This window comes from Arthrobacter sp. 01N442, from assembly GCF_056399345.1.
Genome location: NZ_JBFTRD010000003.1, coordinates 138,309 through 155,366, shown reverse-complemented (window position 1 = coordinate 155,366; position 17,058 = coordinate 138,309). Strand labels below are relative to the sequence as shown.

Below are 17,058 nucleotides of genomic sequence, written 5' to 3'. Positions count from 1 at the left end.
GGCACTCTCCGCCGGGCAGTCCTCCCCATCGCGCTGCCGGAGATCGTTAGGTAGGCTGTCGCGGGAAGTGGGGGGCCGGTCTGGGGTCCGCCGGGGAATCCACCAAACTCTTGAAGGAAATCTGACGCTGTGCCACGACTTTTCGCCATGCTGGGTGCCAGGAAGCCGGGCTCCAAGAATCCGGGATCGCGCACGCGCCGCAAGTTCGTCACCGCCACCTCCTTCGCGGCTGTCGCTGCGGTGCTGGTAACCGGGGCCATCATCTACCCAGGGTTCAAGACCACCGAGGTGGAGTTGAACGACGGCGGCGTCTGGGTGGTGTCGAAGGCAAAGAACGCGGTGGGACGGCTGAACTACCCCTCCCGCGTGTTGGACGGTGCGGTGACGCCGGCATCGACGTCGTTTGACGTGCTGCAGGATGCCGGGACGGTGTTCGTTGACGACGCCTCGGGCTCGACGCTGAACCAGGTGTCCGCGGCGCAGATGCGCTTGGGCGGGGACAAGAAACTGCCGGGTTCCGCCGAGGTGAGCTTCGGATCGAAGGTCATCGCAGTGACGGACGAGGCGCGCGGCCGGGTCTGGGCGTTGTCGCCGTCGACGTTGAACGGTTTCGACGAGGAGAACTCCGAACCGGTGCTCGCGGGAGCGCGGGGCACGGTCTCGGCGGTGGGGTCCGACGACCGGATTTACAGCGCGGATCCCAAATCCGGGCAAGTGACGGTAACGAGTGTGGACGCCGACGGTCGGGCGACGGATTCGCAGGCCAGCACCTGGGACGGTTTGAAGGGTGCCGGCAGCATCCAGCTGACCGTGGTGGGTGACCAGCCGGTGGTGCTGGACGCGGACCGCGGGAAGTTGTTCTTGCCGGGCGGGCGTGAGCTGTCGCTGGCGGATGCCCGGGAGGCCCGGCTCCAGCAGTCGGGCCCGGGAGCAGACGCGGTGGCCGTGGCGACGCCGAAGGCCTTGTTGGAACAGCCGCTGGACGGTTCGACGGCGAAGACCGTGACCTTCGGCGGCCAAGGGGTGCCCGCGGCGCCGGTGCAGCTGGGCGGCTGCGTCCACGCGGCCTGGTCCGGCGCGAACAAGTATGTCCGGGACTGCGCGAAAGATGCCGACGACAAGACCGTGGATGTGCCGAAAGCGTCCGCATCGCCGAGCTACGTGTTCCGGGTGAACCGGGACGTGGTGGTGCTCAACGATGTGAACTCCGGCAATGTGTGGCTGGTCAACCAGAACATGCTGCTGGTGGACAACTGGGACGACGTCATCCCGCCCAAGAACCAGTCGGATGACCAGGACCAGGAGTCCGCGGACAACAACACCGTCAACATCCTCCCGGACCGCACCAAACCCAACCGGCCGCCGGAAACCAAGCCCGACGCCGTCGGCGTCCGACCAGGCCGCACCACGGTGCTCAGCGTGCTGGACAACGACTCCGACCCCGACGGCGACGTCCTGACCGCCGCCGTGGCCGGCAACGGCCCCAAGGCAGGCAGCCTGGAAAGCATCTACGGCGGCACGGCCTTCCAGATCACCGTCCCGCCCGACGCGAAACCCGGCACCGAAACCTTTGGCTACAACGCCTCGGACGGCCGCGGCCTCTCCGCCGGCGGCAGCATCACGCTCAGCGTCGTGGGCCCGGACGAGAACAAGCCGCCCCTCTTCAAGCGCGGCGAGCCCACCACCATGCTGGTGGAGCAGGGCAAATCGGTCAGCCAGAACATTCTCACCGACTGGACCGACCCCGACGGCGACGACCTCGTGCTCCTCGATGCCAAGGCGGACAACGACCAGGACCAGGTCAAAGTCCGCCGCGACGGCCTGCTCAGCTATCAGGATTCCGGCGCCGCGCCCGGCAAGAAGACCGTCACGGTCACCGTCTGGGACGGCCGCGCCACCACCACCGGCAAAGTGATTGTCAATGTCCAGCCGCCCGGGGCACTCCAGCCCGTGGTCAACGCGGACCACGTCACCGCCGTCGTCGGCCAGGACCTGGTGATCGCGCCGCTGAAGAACGACGTCGACCCCAACGGCGGCGCGCTGCGCCTGGCCCAGGTCGAAGCTGCGGGAACCGCCGAGCTCGGCCCGGTGACCGACGGCGGAACGTTCACCTTCCGTAGCAACACCCCTGGCCCCGTCTACCTGACCTACATCGCCAGCAACGGACCGCAGAGCACCCAGGGCCTGATCCGCGTGGACGTCGAATCCGGCAAGGACACCGGCAACCCCGTTGCCGTGCACGACGTCGCCCTGATGCCGGTGGGCGGCAGCGTGCTGGTGGACCCGCTCGCGAACGACTCCGACCCGGCGGGCGGGGTCCTGGTGCTGCAGTCCGTGCAGATGCCGGAGAACTCCACCGCCTCGGTCAGCGTGATCGACCACAGCGTGCTGCGGATTACCGACGTCGTCGGCACCCGCGAACCGTTCACCTTCCGCTACACCATGTCCAACGGCAGCAAGTCGGCCACCGGCAGTGTCGCCGTGGTCCCCGTCCCGGCACCCGCCGTCGTCGAGGCCCCGCAGCCCAAGCCGGACGAGGTGAACGTGCGCGCGGGCGACGTCGTCACCATCCCGGTGCTGGCCAACGACACGCACCCGCAGGGCCAGAAGCTGACCGTGGACCCGGTGCTGCCGCAGCCGGTCCCGGAAAGCGACGGCAAGAGCTTCGTCTCGGAGAACACGCTGCGCTTCATCGCAGGCTCCGTGCCCAAGACCGTGCGTGCCATCTACAACGCCGTGGACCCGCAGGGCCAGAAGAGCGCGGCCGCGGTCACCATCCACATCCTGCCGCTGGAAGGCGCGGAGAACTCCCGCCCGCAGCCCAAGAACCTCACCGCCCGGGTGGTGGCGGCCGGCACCGTGCGGATCCCGGTGGAACTGGACGGCATCGACCCGGACGGCGACTCCGTCCAGCTGACCGGCATCGACAGCTCGCCGTCGATGGGTACCGCTACGGTGGGCAGCAACTTCATCGACTTCACCGCCGCCGGCGACGGCGCCGGGACGGACACTTTCCGCTACAAGGTGGTGGACCGGCAGGGCGCCGTCAATACCGGCACCGTCACCGTCGGCATCGCCCCGCGCGGTGACGTCAACCAGAAGCCGACCCCGGTGGACGACGAGGTCAAGGTCCGGCCCGGCCGCCAGATCGCCGTCGACGCCCTGGGCAACGACACCGATCCCGACGGCGACCCGATCCGGATCCAGACCAACGACATCGAGGCGCCGCGGGAGCTGCAAGCCACGGTCAGCAAGCAAAGCGGCCGGATCATCCTGTTGGCACCGTCCCAGGAGGGCACCACCAACGTCCGCTACACGGTGGCCGACGACCGTGGCGCCACCGCCCAGGCCGCGATCGCGGTCAAGGTGCAAAAGGACGTGCCGCTGCAGGCACCGATCGCCCGGGACGACCGGGTGACTTCCGCGCAGACGCTCGGCAAGACCGCCGTCGACGTCCCGGTCCTCAAAAACGACGAGGACCCCGACGGCGTCGGCGAAAACCTCAAGGTCAGCACCGAGGCCAAGACCGCCCGGCCCGGCACCGAGGGCAACATGATCGTGCAGCTGACCGAGAAGCCGCAGCTGATCCCTTACACCGTGGAAGACGTCGACGGGCAGAAGTCAACGGCCATCATCTGGGTGCCCGGCGTCGGCCAGCAGGTCCCCACCCTGGCCAAGAACGACGTCGTGGAGGTGGTCGCCGGGCAGTCCGTCACGGTGGACCTCAAGGAATGGGTCAAGGTCCGGGATGGCCGCTCGCCGCGGCTGACGCAGACGGACCGGATCAAGCTGATCGGCGCCAACGGTTCGGACCCCGTGGCAAACGGCGGCACGGCCCTGAAGTACACAGCCGGAACTGACTACGCCGGCCCCGGATCGCTCAGCTTTGAGGTCACCGACGGCACCGGCCCGGACGACCCGGCCGGCCTGAAATCCACCCTCAGCATCCGCACCAAGGTGCTCCCGGACCCTAACCGCAACAACCCGCCGGTGCTGCTGGGCAGCCAGGTGGACGTGCCCAAGGGCGACGCCGCCAGCACCGACCTCGCCAAGCTCACCACCGACCCGGACGACGGCGACGTGGACGCCATGAAGTACGAACTCGCCGGAAACGCCCCGGCAGGCTTCGACGCCTCCATCGACGGCAAGACGCTCAAGGTCTCGGCCAAGGACGGCACCGACGCCGGGGCAACCGGCGCGGTCCAGGTCAAGGCCAAGGACCGCCGCGGGCTGGAATCGACGGCGACCTACCAGCTGACGGTCACGGCCTCCAACCGGCCCAAGCCGGTGGCCAACGACGACGTCGAGGACAACGCCGCCGTCGGCAAGCCGGTCACGGTCAACGTCCTGGCCAACGACGCGAACCCGTTCCCGGAGACGCCGCTGAAGATCCTCTCGGCCACCGCCGAGACCGGCTCCGGCGGCGTCCGGGTGGCCGGCGACAGCGTAGAGGTCACACCGTCCGCCTCGGGCACCATGGTGGTCTCCTACACCGTGGCGGACAAGACCGGTGACCCGAGCCGCAACGCGACCGCCCGGATCCGGCTCAACGTCAAGGACAAGCCGCTGGCCCCGGGCACGCCGCAGGCCCAGAGCGTGGGGGACCGGACGGCGCTGCTGACCTGGACGCCGCCGGCGGACCGCGGCTCGCCGATCACCAAGTACACGGTGACCGGAGAGGGTGGCTTCAGCCAGGACTGCCCGGCCAACTCGTGCACCCTGAACGGGCTGACCAACAACACCAAGTACCACTTCCAGGTCACGGCCACCAACGCCATCGATAAGTCCGAGCCCTCCCCGCCCTCGGCGGAGGTGCGCCCGGACGTCAAACCGGACACCCCGGCCGCGCCCACGCTGAAGTTCGGCGACAAACAGTTGGCCGTGGCGTGGACCGCGCCTGCCTCCAAGGGCTCCGCGATCAAGTCCTACGACCTGGAAATCTCGCCGGCACCCGCGGGCCAGAACGCCCAGATCCAGAACCTGACCTCCACCAGCTATGTCTGGAAGGGCCTGCAGAACGGCGTGGCCTACACGGTGCGCGTGCTGGCCCGGAACGATGCCAAGGACCCCTCGGAGTGGAGCGCCTACTCCGCGGCGGAGACGCCCGCCGGCGCGCCGGTCACCCCGGCGCCGCCGAACGCCAGCCAGGCCGGTTCGGTCGGCCCGCAGAGCCAGCTTAAGGTCACCTGGGCGGCGCCAAACAACAACGGCGACGCGATCTCCGCCTACACGCTGACCACCCTGCGCGGCGGGGCCGTGGTGGGCAGCCAACGGGTCCAGGGCACCTCACAAAACATCACGGTGGACAACTCCGAGGCCGACTACACCTTCACCGTGGCTGCCACCAACAAGGCCGGAACCTCGGGCACCAGCCCGGCCTCCGCACCGGTGCGGGCCGCCGGGAAGCCGGGCATGGTCAACGGCGGGACCGTGGCCGCGCCGGGCAACAGTGGACAGCTGAAGGTGACCTTCACCCCGCTGACCCAGGCGCAGCGGAACGGTTCCACCGCCTCGGAGATCAGCTACCGCTGGTCCACGGCTTACGGCTCCGGACCGATCAATGCCCCTGGCGGCACCATCACCGGCCAGCCCAACGGCAAGAACGTCATCGTCAACATCATTGCCTTCTCCACGAAGAACAATGTCTCCGGGGACGCCAAAGCCATCGGCTCGGCCGTTCCCTACGGACCCCCGGGTACGCCCAGCGTCAGCGGCGGCACCTCGAACAAGGGTGACGGGCAGGTGCACTGGAACTGGACCCAGCCCAACGACAACGGACGGGTGATCAACCGCTACGAGGTCAGCTACGACGGAGGCGGCTGGACCAGCGTGGGGCTGAACCGCAGCTATGACCACAACGCCGGCGGCTGGAGCAAGAGCCACAGCCTGAAGGTCAGGGCCTGCAATGGCACCGACGGCAATAAGGACTGCGGCGGCTATGACACCGCAACGGCCACGTCCGGGGCGGACCCCACCCCCACCCCCACCTCGCAGATCCAGGCGCACAACAGCACCTGCCCGGGCAAGCCCGGGCAGGCGGACACCTACGATCCGAGCGGGCCCAGCTGCGGCGCCGGCTGGGTCAGGAGCTCCGAGGGCAGGCTCACCATCGACTGCACCAAGGACATCTATGGCAACGGAACGCCGTGGTACCGCATGACGGAGGGAAGCCACCCGCAGTGGTACGCCAAGTCGACCACCGTGAACCTGTACGGCCCCAAACCCGGCGGCTGCTGATGCCCGCTACTACACTGAACGCCGGACCATGCGGGGACTCCCTGCCGGCAGCACCCGTATCGATCGACCAGACACAGAAGAGGACCACGTCATGACGATGACCACCGAACAGGCCGAATGGTTTGCCGGCACTTTCGAGAAGCTCGTTGCCAACGTGGGGCAGGCAGTACTGGGCAAGTCCCATGTCATTCGGCTGACCTTCACGGCGATGCTGGCCGAGGGGCATGTCCTCTTCGAGGACGCCCCCGGGACCGGCAAGACCTCGCTGGCCCGTGCCCTCGCCGCCACCGTCCAGGGCTCCAACAACCGCATCCAGTTCACCCCGGACCTGCTGCCCTCCGACGTCACCGGCGTGACCATCTATGACCAGAAGACGCAGAAGTTCGAGTTCCACAAGGGCCCGATCTTCAACAACATCGTCCTCGCCGACGAGATCAACCGCGCCTCGCCGAAGACCCAGTCGGCCCTGCTGGAGGTCATGGAGGAATCCCGCGTCACCGTGGACGGCGCCACCTACCAGGCCGGCCGGCCCTTCATGGTCATGGCCACGCAGAACCCGATCGAGCAGGCCGGCACCTACCGCCTGCCCGAGGCCCAGCTGGACCGCTTCCTGATCAAGACCTCCATCGGCTACCCGGACCACGCCTCCACCGTGCAGCTGCTCGGCGGCGCGAACCTCAAGGACCGCTCGAAGGAAATCACCGCCGTGATCACCACCCAGGCAGTCGCGGACATGGCCGACCTCGCCGCCACAACGCACGTGGACACCGCCGTGCTGGAATACATCTCCAGGCTCTGCGAAGAAACCCGCAGCGCCCCGGAGACCCGCCTGGGCGTGTCGGTCCGCGGCGCCCTCGCGATGGTCCGCGCCGCCAAGGTCTGGGCGGCCAGCCAGGGCCGGAACTTCGTCCTGCCCGACGACGTCAAGGACCTCGCCGCCGTCGTCTGGACGCACCGGCTCGTGATGGACCCGGAAGCGGAATTCTCCGGTGCCACCGCCGAGGCCGTCCTGGCCCGCGTCCTGGCCGACGTCGCCGCCCCACAGCAGCGGGCCGCCGTCTAAGCGGCCCGTCCCGCCGATCCCGCACCCGGGGTGGCCCCAGGCCACCCCGGCACCATGCACGAACACCTGCACGAACAAAGGCACCGATATGTCCACCAGCACTCCGTTGACCCGGCTTGCTGAACGCCTGAAGCGGCCCCTGTCCCGGGCCGCAGCGCCAGCCCGGCTGCACCCCTCCGCCGTCTGGGCCGAGGCCCGCAGCACCGCCGCCCTGGCGCTGGGTCCGGCGGCGCGCGCCGTCCGGGAGCGCTACCGCCGGCACCTTTGGCCCGTCCTCTCCGTCGTGAGCGTGCTGGGCTGGTCCGTGCTGGCGGCCTCGGTGCTGCTGTGGAGCGTCGGCCAGGCCTACGGGTGGCAGGAAGCCAAGGCCGCCGCGATCGCCGCCTTCGTCCTGCTGGTGTTGGCGGTCGGCTTCATCCTGGGCCGCTCCTCCTACGGCGTGCTGCTGGACCTCGCCCGGACCCGGGTGGCCGTGGGGGACAGCGCCGTCGGCAGCATCGACGTGTCCAACACCTCCGCCCGTCCGCTGCTGCCCGCGTCCCTGGAACTTCCGGTCGGCGCCGCCACCGCCGTGTTCCACCTGCCCCGGATGAAACCCGGGCAGGTCCACGAGGATCTCTTCACCATCCCCACCGCCCGCCGCGCCGTGATTGTGGTGGGCCCGGTCCGCTCCGTGCGCGCCGACCCGCTGCACCTGCTCCGCCGGCAGGTGCTCTGGACCGAGCCCGTTGACCTCTTTGTCCACCCCAGGACCGTGGCCCTGGCAGGCTCGGCCGCCGGCTTCATCCGCGACCTCGAGGGCATGCCCACCACCGATCTCTCCAGCGCCGACGTCTCGTTCCACGCGCTGCGCGATTACGTGCCCGGGGACGACCGGCGGCACATCCACTGGAAGACCACGGCCCGGACCAACAAGCTCATGGTGCGCCAGTTCGAGGAAACCCGCCGGGCGCACCTGGCCATCTCGCTCTCCACCAACACGGACGAATACGCCTCCGAGGAGGAATTCGAACTGGCCGTCTCCGCCGCCGCCTCGATCGGGCTGCAGGCCATCCGGGAGCAGCGCGACCTCGACGTCCTCACCCAGCAGGGGCCGCTGCGCTGCCAGACCGGCCGGAACATGCTCGACGACATGACCCGGATCGTCGGCGCCCCGCAGCGCAAGACCGCCGTCGACCTGGCAAGGACCCTGGCCGACACGGTGCCCAACGCCTCCGTGGTGTTCTTCGTGGTGGGCAGCAACGTCACCCCCACCCAGCTGCGCTCCGCCGCCGCCTCGGTGCCGCCCGGGGTGCGCAGCCTCGCGGTCCGCATCCAGGCCGGCGCCGCGCCGGCCCGGGCCAACATCGCGGACCTGACCGTGCTCACCCTGGGCGATCTCAGCGAGCTGGCCATCGTGCTCAGGAAGGCGGCAGCATGAGCGGCGCCACGGGCCTCCGGCCCCGGAAGAACGCGCCGGCAGCCCGCCGCTCCGGCTTCGCCGACGGGCAGCCGGGCTGGCACTACGCGCTCGACGCCGGCGCCCTCACCGTGCTGCTGGGGCTCGGCGTGCTCGGCTTCAGCCTCAGCTTCGGCGGCGACCCCTATTACCTGGCCGCCGGTTTCGGCGGCATCCTGCTGGGCCTTGGCGTCGCGGCCGCCCAGGTCCACTTCCGGCTTGGCGTGCTGATCACCACCGCGCTGGCCGTGGGCGCCTACCTGGTCTTCGGCACAGCCCTGGCCGTCCCCGAAGCCTCGATCGCCGGTGTGCTGCCCACGCTGGAATCGTTGCGGACGCTGCTGGTGGGGGTGGTCTTCGCCTGGAAGGACATGCTGACCGTCGGCGTGCCCGTCGGGACCGCCGGCGGGACCCTGATCGTGCCGTTCCTGAGCTCGCTGCTGACCGCCCTGGCCGCCGGGCTGCTGATCTGGCGGCTCAAGAGCCCCTATTGGCCGCTGCTCCCGGTGCTGCTGCTGTTCATCACCGGCATCGCGTTCAGCACCAACGCCGGCTTCCTCACCGTGGAACGCGGCATCTCACTCACTGTGGTGGCAATCGCCTGGGCCACGTTCCGCCGCGATGCCCTGCGCCGCAGCGACACCCGCGCGGTGTCGGTAAACCGGCCGGAGACAGACCAGGGCGCCGCCCGCACCGCGCGGCTGCGCCGGGTGGGCACCGCCGCAGCGGTGATCGCCGTCGCCGTCGGGATCACCGCCGTCGCGTCCCCGCTGGTGACCGCCGACGACGACCGGAAGGTGCTGCGCAACGCGATCGTGCCCCCGTTCGACCCGAAGGACTACGTCACCCCGCTGGCGAGCTTCCGCAACTTCGTCAAAGACAAGAAGGATGACAACCTCTTCCTGGTCAAGGGCCTGCCCAAGGATGGCCGGGTACGCCTCGCCGCCCTGGACGCCTTCAACGGCACCAACTACAACATGGATCCCAACGGCTCGGGCAGCTTCAGCAAGGTGGGCGATGCGAAGTCGCTGAACACGCTCGCGGACTCCACCGGCGTCGTGCCCACGAACAACTACACCCTGGGCATCACGATCGAGGACTACCAGGGCTACTTCCTGCCGGGCGGCCGCAAGACCACCGGCATCAGCTTCGACCGGGACGGCTCGGGCGCCGCCTCCGGTCTCTACTTCAACTCCGGCACGGACACCGCGGTGACCACCCGCGGGCTCGCCAAGGGAGATTCCTACAGCGTCCAGGTGTCCGACCCCGCGATGCTCGAACACGGTCAGCTGACCCAGTACGACTTCGCCAAAATGACGCTGCCGGATCCGGCCGAGGTCCCGCCGGTGGTCGGCTCACAGGCGAACGACCTCGCCGCCGACGCGCCCACCGCGATCGACCGGGTCCGGCAGATTGAGGCGCACTTCCAGAAGAAGGGCGCCTTCAGCAACGGCCTGATCGCCGACGGGCAGCTGCCCAGCGTCTCCGGCCACAGTGCCAACCGCATCCGCAGCCTGCTCACGGCCAAGCAGATGCTTGGCGACGACGAGCAGTACGCCGTGGCGATGTCCCTCATGCTGCGCCACCTGGGCATCCCCTCCCGCGTGGTGATGGGCTTCTACCCGGACCCCAAGGGCCCGGAAAACGGCGCCGGCGAAGTGCAGATCACCGGCAAGGACGTCCACGCCTGGGTTGAGGTCGCCTTCGACCGGGTGGGCTGGGTGTCGTTCGATCCCACGCCGCCCAAGGACAACGTGCCGATCCCGCCGGATCCGGAGAACAAGTCCAAGCCCAAGCCGCAGGTCCTGCAGCCCCCGCCCCCGCCACAGGAACCGGCCGAACTGCCGCCGGACTCCACACCGGACGCGCTCGACGCGGACCAGAAGAAGAACAATCCCTGGCTGTTCTGGGGACCCCTGCTGGCCGCGATCGGTACGGCACTGATACCGGTGGCGGTCCTCGCGCTGCCGCTGCTGCTTATCGCGCTGCTGAAATCCCGCCGCCGGAAGGCCCGCTTCACCGACGGGCACCCCGCGCAGCGCGTCGGCGGCGGCTGGAGCGAAGTGCTGAGTCTCGCGACCGACCTCGGCGCCGGGGTGGACAACCGCGCCACCCGCCGGGAGTCCGCCGTCGTGCTCGGCGAGGCGTTCCCGGCAAGCCAGGGCACCACCACGCTGCTCGCGCACCGGGCGGACGCCGCCATCTTCGGGGCGGGGGAACCGAGTGAGGAGCAGGTGCGTGAATACTGGGAGATCGTGGACGGCTCACTCAAGGAGATGACCGGAACGGTGGGCTTCTGGCGCCGCCAGCAGGCCCGCTTTTCGCCACGTTCCCTGCTGGCCGACGGCCGGGCCGCGCTCAAGCTGCGTGGACCCCGTCCGGTCCTGCCCGGCCGACGCCCCGCCGCCGGCGGCCCCGGCAGCGCGGCTACGGCATCCGGTCCGGCAGCCGTTGACCCGGCCGCCTTCGGTCCAGCTAGTACAGTGGAGCCCGGTCCGCACCCGGAACCACAGGGAACAGCCAGGAAGAACCGCAACGAGCCATGAGCGACGACGTCGAGCGCTGCCCGCGCTGCCACCAGCCGATCCGGCCCGGCGCCGCCTTCTGCACAAGCTGTGCGGCGCCGCTGAGCAACCGCTCGGCGCGCAACGCCGCGCGTGCGGAGCCAGCACCGGGTACTATCCCGGTAGCGCCTTCCGGTCACGGCGGTTCGTTCACCGCCGGCCCGGCGCCTGCCGGAGTGCAGCCGAACAGCCAGGGTGTCCGCGGACAAGGGGGAGGTACCGTTTTGCCGAACAAGCTTGAGCTGGTTCCCGCAACTGCAGCAAAGCGGCTCGGCGCGGCAGTGCTGGACTGGATTGGCCCCGCAGCGCTCCTTGTGGTGCTCTTCACCGTCGGCTTCGCCGGTGTCACGCAAACGCGCAGCGGCGGCTCCATCATCTACAACACCTCTTCGCTGGTGCTCTTCGGCGGCATCGGGCTCGGGGCCACCCTCGTCTACACGCTGGTCCAGGCCATGATCGAAGCCCGCTCCGGCACCACCCTCGGCAACCGCCTCGTGGGGATCCGCAGCGCCGACGCCGACGGTTACGCACCCGGCGGCGGAGCTGTCTTCCTCCGCGGACTCATCACCGGGGCCGGACTCTTGCTGGCTGCCCTGGCCGCCGTGCTGGTGGTGGTGTTCCAGTGGTTCGGCGCCGCGCTGGTGATCCTTGGACCGCTCGCCCTGGTGGGAGTCGGATGGGCCGTGCTCGTGGTGGTTTCCAATACCTGGGATCCGAACAGCGGCTTGCGCGGCTGGCACGACACCGCCGCCAAGACCCTGGTCTTCGACATCAAGGCCGGCCGCAACCCGATCACCACCGGCGGCATCCAAGGCCCCTACAGCTTTGCCCCGCTGGACCTGCCGCCGGTGCAGCAGGTCGCCTCGCCGGTGGCCGGAGCGGCCCGGCTCCAGCCGCAGCCGCAGCCGGCGCCCGCGCCCGCGGTCGCGTCCGCCCCCGCGCCGGCTGCGCCCGCGCCGGTTGCGGTGGCTGCTAAGCCGTCTACTCCCGCGGAGTTCCAGCCGGTGTCCTTCCGCCCGCCGGCCGCCGCCCCCGCACCGATCGAGGCCGCCCGCAGCCAGTCCGTCAACAGCCGCGCGTTCAGCCCGCACCCGGACGATGACCACGACCGCACCCAGGTCCGGGGCGACAGCTCCGTCCCGGTCACCGTGGCCATCCCGCGCATCAGGATCGACGACGGCCGGGAAGTGGAACTGGACCGGAGCGCGCTGATCGGGCGCAACCCGGCCGGCCACCCCGGCGAGGAAAACGTGCAGCTGCTGCCCGTGGCCGATCCGGGACGCTCCATCTCCAAGACCCACCTCCATGTGCTGGCCGGAAACGGCGGCATCTGGGTGACGGACCGCAACTCCACCAACGGGAGTGCGGTCACGACGCCGGACGGTATCCGCACCGCACTGGCACCCGGGGAACCCACCCACGTACGCCCCGGATCCACCGTGCACTTCGGTGACCGCTCCTTCTACCTAGGACAGGCATGACATCCCAGCCGGCATCCGTTCCTCCTGCCGAGGCACCCGCAGCCTCACTCGGAAACACCCCCAGCAGTGCCGCCAGCAGTGCTCCCACCAGTGCCCCCAGCCTGCGGCTGAATTGCGGCTACGGCACGGACCGCGGCCTGCGCCGGGAGATGAACGAGGACTCCTTCATCGCCGCGGATCCGGTGTTCGCGGTCGCGGACGGCATGGGCGGCCATGAGGCCGGCGAGATCGCCAGCGGCATTTGCGTGCGCACCCTCTCCGAGATCCCCCAGCTCGCCACGGGGGAGCGGGACGCCACGGCCGCCGTCGTCCAGCAGTACCTGCTCGAAGCCGACGCCGGCATCCGCGAAGCCACCGGCTCCCGGGCCGGCACCACCCTGTCCGGCGTCGTCGTGGTGGAGCAGTCAGGCGTTCCGTACTGGCTGGTCCTGAACATTGGCGACTCCCGCACCTACCGGCTCAGCCAGGGCAAACTCAGCCAGGTGAGCGTGGACCACTCCGAGGTGCAGGAACTGGTGGACGCCGGCGAGATCACTAAGGCCGAGGCCGCGGTCCACCCACGCCGCCACGTGGTGACCCGCGCGCTCGGCACCGGAGACGAGACCGAAGCCGACTACTGGCTGCTGCCCGTCGAGGAAGGCGATCGGATCCTGGTCTGCTCGGACGGTCTCAACGGCGAGCTCGACGACGAGCAGATTTCCCGCATCCTCGTGGCCGAGACCGACCCCCAGGCAGCGGTGGACGAACTCATCCAGGCCGCCCTGCGCTCCGGCGGCCGCGACAACGTGACCTGCATCGTGGTGGACGCCAGCAACGTGGCCCACGACAACGTCGCGCAGACCGCCCCGCGCACTTCGGCCGAAGCCGAAGACGAGAACACCCTGCCGCGCACCGAGGTCCTGGACATGGGCGCCGGCGAGGAGCCCCGTGGCGCCCGCTAACCGCCCGGCGGAACTTAGCTACACGCCGGGGACCTGGCTTGGCGTGGTCCGGTCCGGAACGGCGGTGCTGTTGCGCCCGGACACCGACCGCGGGCTGCTCGACTCGCTTTGGGCGCTGCTGGCCCGAAACCCGGAGATCCATGAGGTGCTGGATGCCGTGACCGCGGCCTCGGGCGGTTCCCTCGCGCGGCTGCCGTGGTTCGGGATCGTAGGGTTCCACGGAGCGCTGCAGGTCTTCCTGCGCGGCGAGATCGATCTGGACGTCCGGCTCGACGGCGGGGAATCCGTGGCGCTCAGCGGCAGGGACGTCAGCACCTGGACCGAACGGCGCTTCATGACCGCCGAGGAGTTCAGCCTTGCCATCCCCGGCGCTGCAGCACCCCAGGACGCTGGTGTCCTGACGCGCCGGCTGCCCCTGGGCGACGGCGTGGTCCTGCTGGAGGGCCTGCGCTGGGGCCGGACCGGCGACGTCACCGCCCTGCCGGAGGCAGCCGTCGTAGATGACCAGTTGCTGGCCGCCGCCGAGGCCGACGTCGCCGCCGATCAGGGCGAGCTCGGCAGCTCTACCGACACGGTGCTCGAGTTCCCGGAAGAGGAACCGGACGCCGGTTCTGGCGCGGAACCCGAGGCGGAACCCGACGCCGGCTCGGACGCCGGCTCCGACGCGGAAGCCGCCGCGGTGTTTGATCCGGAACCGGCAGAACAGGAGCCCACCGGCAGCTACGACCACCTCTGGGAACAAACGGTGATGCGGAACATTGAGGACGCCGCGGTGCGCGAGGATCCCGAGGCGGGCGAGGAACCAGCGCCGAGCGCCGCCGCGCCGGAACCGTCCGTTGCCGGGGAACCCGAAGCGCCCGCAGCGGCTGTCGCTCCGGCGGAGGAACCCGCGGCGGCCCCGGCGCCGGCACCAGCGAGCGGACCGGGTATCCCCGCCGGGCTCATCGACTCGGTGCCTTGGCGCACCGGCGGCGAGCAGGCGGACCCCGCCACGCCGCCGACGCCGCGCGGCCCCGGCCCCGTGGCCCCGCCGTCGCTGTTTACCCCACCGGCCCCGCAGCGGCAGGCCGGCGATGCCGACCACGACGGCCAGACCATCATGAAGAGCGAGCTCGCCGGGCGCGCGGCCGGAAGGTCCGAACAGCCCCCAACCATCAAGGATCCGGGCACCGGCCCCATGGTGCTGGCCCGGGTGTGCCCGCAGGGCCACGCGAACCCGCCCACCAACGGCCAGTGCGCCTACTGCGGCGAGGCGCTGCCCGGCGACGGAGTCCAGATCCGCCGGCCGCGGCTGGGCCGGGTGCGCCTGTCCACCGGCGAATTGATCGACCTCGACCAGTCACTGATCGTGGGCCGGCAGCCCTCCGTGTCCCGCGTCCAAGGCGCCGTGATGCCCAAACTCGTCCAGGTGGCCAGCCCCGGCGGCGACATCTCCCGCTCGCATGTGGAGGTCCGGCTGGAGGGCTGGCATGTGATGCTGTGCGACCTCAAAGCCACCAACGGCACGGTCCTGCTGCGCGAGGGCCAGGCCCCGCGCCGGCTCGCCCAGGGCGAGATGGCGATCCTGTTCGACGGCGACATCGCCGAACTGGGCGACGGCGTCCAGTTGCGCTTCGAGGAGCTCCTGTGAACGCCAAGCGTCCGGCGGCTCCGCCGCCCACCATCCCGGGATTCACGTACCTCAGCCCGCTCGGCTCCGGCGGGTTCTCGGACGTCTACCTGTACGAACAGGACCGGCCGCGCCGCAAGGTCGCCGTCAAGGTGCTGCTCTCAGACCTCAAAACCGAGGGCGCCCGCCGCCGCTTCGAGTCCGAAGCGAACCTGATGGCCCAGCTGTCCTCGCACCCGTACATCGTGACGATCTTCGAAGCGGAGATCACCGACGCCGGGCACTCCTACCTGGCCATGGAGTATTGCTCCCGGCCAAGCCTCGACGTGCGCTACCGCCGCCAGCGGTTCAGCGTGGACGAGGTCCTGGCGGTGGGGATCCAGGTGGCCTCCGCCGTCGAGACCGCGCACCGCGCAGGCATCGCGCACCGGGACATCAAACCGGCGAACATCCTCGTCACGGACTACAACCGGCCCGCCCTCACCGACTTCGGCATCTCCGGCACCCTCGCGGGGGACCAGGACGAAGACGCGGGCATGTCCATCCCGTGGTCCCCGCCGGAACAGTTCAGCGACCGGCAGGTCGACGGCGTGCTGGTGGACGTCTGGGCGCTCGGCGCCACGCTCTACACGCTGCTGGCCGGGCGGTCCCCGTTCGTGCTGCCGGGTGCGGACAACTCCCAGCGTGAACTGATCTCGCGCATCACCAACCTCCCGCTGCCGAAGCTGGGCCGCGCAGACGTACCCGAGTCCCTTGAGCTTGCCCTGGCCACGGCAATGGCCAAGTCGCCCGCCTCCCGGTACTCCTCCGCCCACGCCTTCGCGCTAGCGCTGCAACGCATCCAGGCCGAGCTGAACCTGTCCGTGACGCCGTTCGAGGTCCTCGAAGAACCCCGCCCCGACGAGCCGCACCCGGACGACACCTTCGAGGAAACCCGCGTCCGCAGCGTCGCGGCGATCGACCCGGACGCCACCGGCCACGGCCCCACCTTCCCGGCCCGGGTGCAATCCGCGACGTCGCCGGACAACGCGACGACCTCCGCCAATCCGGGCACCTGGGACACCAACCGCGTTACCGACCCGGATACGATCCAGCGGCCGGCCGCCGGCCAGCGCTTCGCGGTGCCGCCGGCTTTTCCAACCGCTCCGCGTCCGGCGCACGACGACGACGTCGCGGCCACGATCAACCGCTCCAGCGTCGCGGCGCCGGACGAAGCCGACGGGACAGCCGGCGGACCCGGCGAGCCGGCCGCAGCCGGCCACGGCCGCCGGAACCTCGTGCTCTCGATCGTCGGCGGGGTGGTCCTGGCCACTGCCGCCGTCGTCGGCATCATCGCGGGGTCCACCCGGCCCGCGCCGGCGCCCCAGGCGTCGGAGCAGCCCAGCAAGCCGCCTGCCGACGCCTTGGACAACGGCACCGTCCCGGACGTGGCAGGGCTCTCCGGCCGGGCTGACGGTTCCGGCAAACTCACCTTCACCTGGAAGAACCCGCAGCCCAAGCCCAAGGACAGCTACAAATGGCGGACCTACTCGCCGACGGGCAACGGGGACTTCCAAGCCACCACCACTCCCAAGGTCCAGGTGGCGCCCAACCCGGCGGGGGAGACCTGCATCCAGGTGATGATCGTGCGCTCCGACGGCGCGTCCTCGCCGATGGAACAAGACTCCATCGCCTGCGCCAGGAAATCCTGAGCGCGGCACCCCGGCCCGCGGCACACCCGAGAAC

Annotated in this window: 8 protein-coding genes; all 8 read left to right on the top strand. The window is 70.2% G+C overall.

Annotated features, from left to right (window positions below):
* The first annotated feature begins 129 nt into the window (after positions 1-129).
* The 8 genes from AC1DNC_RS06400 (at position 130) to AC1DNC_RS06365 (ending at position 17,024) form a co-directional block, all read left to right on the top strand.
* Positions 130-6,237 (top strand): Ig-like domain-containing protein, encoded by a 6,108-nt coding sequence (locus AC1DNC_RS06400; RefSeq protein ID WP_476861724.1) that lies wholly within the window; start codon positions 130-132, stop codon positions 6,235-6,237.
* Between the two features lie 91 nt (positions 6,238-6,328).
* Positions 6,329-7,300 carry an AAA family ATPase gene (locus AC1DNC_RS06395; protein WP_476861723.1) on the top strand — a complete coding sequence of 324 codons (972 nt, stop codon included), beginning with the start codon at positions 6,329-6,331 and terminating at the stop codon, positions 7,298-7,300.
* A gap of 88 nt (positions 7,301-7,388) precedes the next feature.
* Entirely contained in the window at positions 7,389-8,720 is a 1,332-nt protein-coding gene (locus AC1DNC_RS06390; protein ID WP_476861722.1) for a DUF58 domain-containing protein, read from the top strand.
* Positions 8,717-11,284 carry a transglutaminase-like domain-containing protein gene (locus AC1DNC_RS06385; protein ID WP_476861721.1) on the top strand — a complete coding sequence of 856 codons (2,568 nt, stop codon included), beginning with the start codon at positions 8,717-8,719 and terminating at the stop codon, positions 11,282-11,284. The genes AC1DNC_RS06390 and AC1DNC_RS06385 overlap by 4 nt, the downstream gene beginning before the upstream one ends.
* Entirely contained in the window at positions 11,281-12,783 is a 1,503-nt protein-coding gene (locus AC1DNC_RS06380; protein ID WP_476861720.1) for an RDD family protein, read from the top strand. Before AC1DNC_RS06385 ends, AC1DNC_RS06380 begins: the two co-directional genes overlap by 4 nt.
* Positions 12,780-13,724, top strand: coding sequence for a PP2C family protein-serine/threonine phosphatase (locus AC1DNC_RS06375; protein WP_476861719.1), 945 nt, complete (start codon positions 12,780-12,782; stop codon positions 13,722-13,724). The genes AC1DNC_RS06380 and AC1DNC_RS06375 overlap by 4 nt, the downstream gene beginning before the upstream one ends.
* On the top strand, positions 13,711-15,354 hold the full coding sequence (locus AC1DNC_RS06370; protein WP_476861718.1) for an FHA domain-containing protein: 1,644 nt from the start codon (positions 13,711-13,713) through the stop codon (positions 15,352-15,354). The genes AC1DNC_RS06375 and AC1DNC_RS06370 overlap by 14 nt, the downstream gene beginning before the upstream one ends.
* The gene (locus AC1DNC_RS06365) at positions 15,351-17,024 is read left to right on the top strand and encodes a serine/threonine-protein kinase (protein WP_476861717.1); all 1,674 of its coding nucleotides are present in this window, start codon (positions 15,351-15,353) and stop codon (positions 17,022-17,024) included. Before AC1DNC_RS06370 ends, AC1DNC_RS06365 begins: the two co-directional genes overlap by 4 nt.
* Positions 17,025-17,058: the final 34 nt, after the last annotated feature.